The sequence below is a fragment of the Candidatus Eisenbacteria bacterium genome (assembly GCA_013140805.1).
In the GTDB taxonomy this organism is placed as follows: domain Bacteria; phylum Eisenbacteria; class RBG-16-71-46; order RBG-16-71-46; family RBG-16-71-46; genus JABFRW01.
In genome coordinates, this window is the sequence record JABFRW010000124.1 from 1 (window position 1) to 4,367 (window position 4,367).

Consider the following 4,367-nt stretch of genomic DNA (forward strand, 5'->3'; position numbering starts at 1 on the left):
TCTTCGAACACCCAGCCCGCCCTGCTGACCCACTCGATCGCGGCGTGGCGATTGCCCGATGCGGCAGGCGTGCGCCCCGATTTCGTGGCCGGTCACAGCCTCGGCGAGTACTCCGCCTGTGTGGCGGCCGGCGCGCTGTCATTCGGCGATGCGCTGGCGCTGGTACGGCGGCGCGGTGAACTCATGTACGAAGCGGGGCTCACGAATCCGGGAGCGATGGCTGCGATCCTCGGCCTGTCGGGAGCTGCAGTCGAAGGCGTGTGCGCGGAGGCGGCGGACGCGGGCGTGGTGCGCGCCGCCAACTTCAATGCCCCGGGGCAGGTGGTGATCTCGGGTGAGGTCGCCGCGGTCGACCGGGCGTGCGAGCTGGCGAAGGCGCAGGGCGCGCGCCGTGCCATCCGCCTCGAGGTCTCGGGCGCGTTCCACTCGCCACTCATGGCTTCGGCCGCGCAGGGACTCGCCGAGGCGCTCGACGCCGTCACGATCCACGACGCACGCTGTCCGATCGTTTCGAACGTCTCGGCGACGCCGCAGCGGCAGGCCGATGCGATTCGTTTCGCACTCAAGGAACAGTTGCTCGGCGCGGTGCGCTGGGAAGACACCATGCGATTCCTGGTCGCGCAGCAGGCGACCTGTGTGGAACTGGGCACCGGGGTGGTGCTGCGCGGACTGCTGCGGTCGCTGGATGCCTCGGCACGCAGCGCCAACGTCGACGACCCCGAGAGTCTCGCCGCCACGCTCGCCAGCCTCGGGGTCGCGGGCGCGACCTCGTCGGCCGGCGGAACGGCGTAGGGGCTCGGAAAGGATGCCGATGGAACACGCACAGGGTTCGACGCTCGCCGGCACGGCCGCGGAACTTGCGGGCCAGGTGGCGTTCGTCACCGGCGGAGCATCCGGCATCGGGCTCGCGGTCGCCGAGGCGCTTGCCGCGCGCGGTGCCGCGGTCGCGATCTTCAATCGTAATCAGGAGCGCGCGAGTGCGGCACTCGAGCGGCTGCGCGCCGGCGGCGCTCGCGCCGAATCGTTCGCTTGCGACATCGCGAACAGTGATTCGGTTTCGAGTGCGTTCGACGCGGCCCTCGCGAAGCTCGAGCGCGTGGACGTGCTGGTCAACAACGCCGGTCTCACGCGTGACGGGGTGTTCATGCGCATGAGCGATGCCCAGTGGTCCGAGGTGATCGACACCAACCTGGGCGGCGCATTTCGCTGCGCGCGCGCGGTGGCGCGCTCCATGATGAAGGCGCGCTACGGACGGATCGTGAACGTGTCGTCGGTGGTGGGCCTGATGGGCAACGCCGGGCAGGCGAACTACTCGGCCTCCAAGGCGGGACTGCTCGGTTTCACCAAGTCGCTGGCGCGCGAGCTGGCGTCGCGCGCGATCACGGTCAATGCGGTCTGTCCGGGGTTCATCGAGACCGACATGACCGCGGCGCTGCCCGAAGCCGCGCGCGCCGATCTGATGAGCCGCATTCCGCTCGGCCGGCTCGGACGCGCGGCCGAAGTTGCGGAAATCATTGCGTTCCTCGCATCACCGCGCGCGTCCTACGTCACCGGCCAGGTGTGGACGGTGGACGGCGGCATGGTGATGTGATCGTTTCCAGTCTTTACCGGTGCTCGGCACCGGTGACGCGGCGCGCGTTCGCGCGCCGCGGATTTCGCCCCGGCACCAGGCCGCGGCACAACCGGGAGGTTCTCAGTGGGAGCATTCAGTGAAGATCGCGTCAAGGAGATCATCGCGAAGGAGTTGGAAGTCGATCTCAAGCAGGTGAATCCCGACGCCAAGTTCATCGAGGATCTCGGCGCCGACTCGCTCGACATCGTCGAACTGGTCATGGCGCTCGAGGAAGAGTTCGGTCTCGACATCCCGGACGAGGACGCGGACAAGCTGCGCACCGTCGGCGATGCGATGAACTACCTCAAGCAGCACGCCACGGCGTCCTGAGCCGCGAGCCCGAGCCGCCGTCGACGCCGGAGGACGCCCGCAACCGCGGGTCGAGCCTGCCGGTGCCCACACGGAGAGTGTGAGAATCGTGAGTCACGAATCGAGACGTGTGTTCGTCACCGGCACCGGCGTGATCTCGCCGCTCGGAAACGACACCGAACGCTTCTGGGAACAGCTCGTCGCAGGCCGCTCCGGCGCGGGACCCATCACGCGCTTCGACGTCAGCCAGCATGACGTCAAGTTCGCCTGTGAAGTGAGGGACTTCTCTTTCGAGGGAGTGCTCGACCGCAAGGAGGCGAAGCGCATGGATCGCTTCACCCAGTACGCGGTCGTCGCCGCCCACCAGGCCATCCGCAGTGCCGGACTCGACCTCGAGCGCATGAATCGCGAACGCGCGGGTGTGCTCATCGGCTCGGGCATCGGTGGCATGGAGACCTTCGAAGAGCAGCACACGAACCTGCTCCAGAAGGGTCCCGGACGCGTGAGTCCGTTCTTCATTCCCATGATGATCGTCGACATGGCCGCGGGTCAGATCTCGATCCAGTTCGGACTCAAGGGTCCGAACTTCGCGACCGTCTCGGCCTGCGCCTCGGGCGCCCACGCGATCGGCGAGGCGCTTCGACTGATTCAGGCCGGTGATGCCGACGTCATGCTGGCGGGCGGAAGCGAAGCCACCATCACGCCGATGGCGGTGGCCGGCTTCTCCAATGCCCGAGCACTTTCCACCCGAAACGACGATCCCATCCGAGCCAGCCGCCCGTTCGACAAGGAACGTGACGGCTTCGTGATCGGAGAAGGCGCCGCCGTGCTGGTCCTCGAAACCGAGGAACATGCCCGCGCGCGCGGCGCCCGACCGCTGTGCGAACTCGCTGGCTATGGTGCCAGTGGTGACGCGTACCACATGACTGCGCCGTGCGTGGATGGCGATGGAGCGGCGCGCGCGATGGCGCGCGCCCTCGCCGACGCGCATTTGTTGCCGTCCGATGTGCAGTACGTGAACGCCCACGGCACCTCGACGCCCGCCGGCGATCCGGCCGAAGTGACTGCGATCAAGCGCACACTCGGCGACGCCGCGCGGAGCACCATGGTGAGTTCGACCAAGTCCATGACTGGACACCTGCTGGGCGCCGCTGGCGCTCTCGAGGCGGTCGTCTGCGCTCTCACGCTCTCGAGGGGGATCGTTCCACCGACCATCAACCTGGAACATCCGGATCCTCAATGCGACCTCGACTTCGTACCGATTCAGGCCCGCGCGAAACGCGTGACGGCCGCACTCTCGAACTCGTTCGGGTTCGGGGGACACAACGTGACGCTCGCGTTTCGAGCGACGGGCTGAAGTCCCGTCGCATGAGGCGCGGAGGGCGCGGCCGTGGCCGCACCCGACGTCCACCGCCGTCGCCTCCGTCGCGCGGTTTTTCGCTGTGGGAATGGCTCAAGGGCCTGCTTCCCAGACCGGCGGCGCGTGCGCCGCGGCAACGCCCCGGTCAGACGCTGCTGGCTGCCGAGGAAGCGCGGGCGATCGATGCGTTCTCGAAGCACTTCGGGATTCGCTTCAACGATCCCGGCCTCCTCAAGCTCGCGCTCACGCATCGCTCTTACCTGCACGTGACCGGCCAGGGTCCGCGCGAGTCGAACGAGCGCCTCGAGTTCCTGGGCGACTCGGTGCTGGGGCTCGTGACCAGCGAGTTCCTCTATCGCCGGCATCCGAACGAGCACGAGGGTCAGCTCACCAAGACCAAGTCGCTCCTGGTCTCCAAGGCGATCCTGTCGCGCAGGGCGCTTGCGATGGGGCTCGGCAAGTTCGTGTTCATGAGTCATTCCGAGATCGAATCGGGTGGGCGTCAGCGCCTCTCGATCCTCGCGGATGCATTCGAGTCGGTGCTCGGAGCGGTCTATCTGGATCAGGGCTTCGAGGCGGCGCGGACGTTCATCGACCGCCACCTGCTGGACGACGCGCGCATCATCGCGGCGGACAAGCGGCACACGAACTACAAGAGTCACCTGCAGGAATACGTGCAGAGCACGTTCCGCACCCACCCGGTCTATCGGATCCGCAGCTCCATGGGTCCGGACCACTCGAAGGTGTTCATGGTCGAAGTGATGGTCGGGCGGAGGGTGCTCGGCGAGGGGCGTGGGCCCAACAAGAAGGAAGCCGAACAGGCGGCCGCGCGTGACGCGCTCGATCGCGTGCAAGGGCACGGGGCGACGGACGACGCCGAACCCGCCGAGACCGAACGCGAGCCGTCACGCGGCCGGGATCGCCACCGCGACCGACCGGGGCGCGAGCGCCTGACCGTCGAAACCACGCCGGCGCGCGAGGCGCTCGATCTGGAGGAGGAAGAAATTCTCGACGCGGTCGGGCCGGCCCCGAGCCCGGCCGAGTTGGACGACGACGCGCCGACTCGGCGGTCGCGACGGCGTGGTT

General features: G+C 67.9%; 5 protein-coding genes. All 5 read left to right on the forward strand.

The features are described from left to right. Nucleotides 1–792: ACP S-malonyltransferase (locus HOP12_09895; GenBank protein NOT34468.1), on the forward strand; the 792-nt coding region annotated here is incomplete at its 5' end. A 19-nt stretch (nt 793–811) separates the two neighbouring features. Next, complete coding sequence (fabG, locus tag HOP12_09900) at nt 812–1,591, forward strand: 3-oxoacyl-[acyl-carrier-protein] reductase (protein NOT34469.1); 780 nt, start codon at nt 812–814, stop codon at nt 1,589–1,591. A gap of 105 nt (nt 1,592–1,696) precedes the next feature. Next, nucleotides 1,697–1,942, forward strand: coding sequence for an acyl carrier protein (gene acpP / locus HOP12_09905; GenBank protein NOT34470.1), 246 nt, complete (start codon nt 1,697–1,699; stop codon nt 1,940–1,942). Nucleotides 1,943–2,030: 88 nt separating this feature from the next. Further along, nucleotides 2,031–3,278: a beta-ketoacyl-ACP synthase II gene (gene fabF, locus HOP12_09910; GenBank protein NOT34471.1), complete on the forward strand. Its 1,248-nt coding sequence runs from the start codon at nt 2,031–2,033 to the stop codon at nt 3,276–3,278. Nucleotides 3,279–3,289: 11 nt separating this feature from the next. Next, the coding region (gene rnc / locus HOP12_09915; GenBank protein NOT34472.1) for a ribonuclease III at nt 3,290–4,367 on the forward strand (1,078 nt) is incomplete at its 3' end.

Excerpts from the sequence above, each read along its gene's own strand:
- fabG (NOT34469.1), top strand. The coding sequence starts at position 812 with ATGGAACACGCACAGGGTTCGACGCTCGCCGGCACGGCCGCGGAACTT.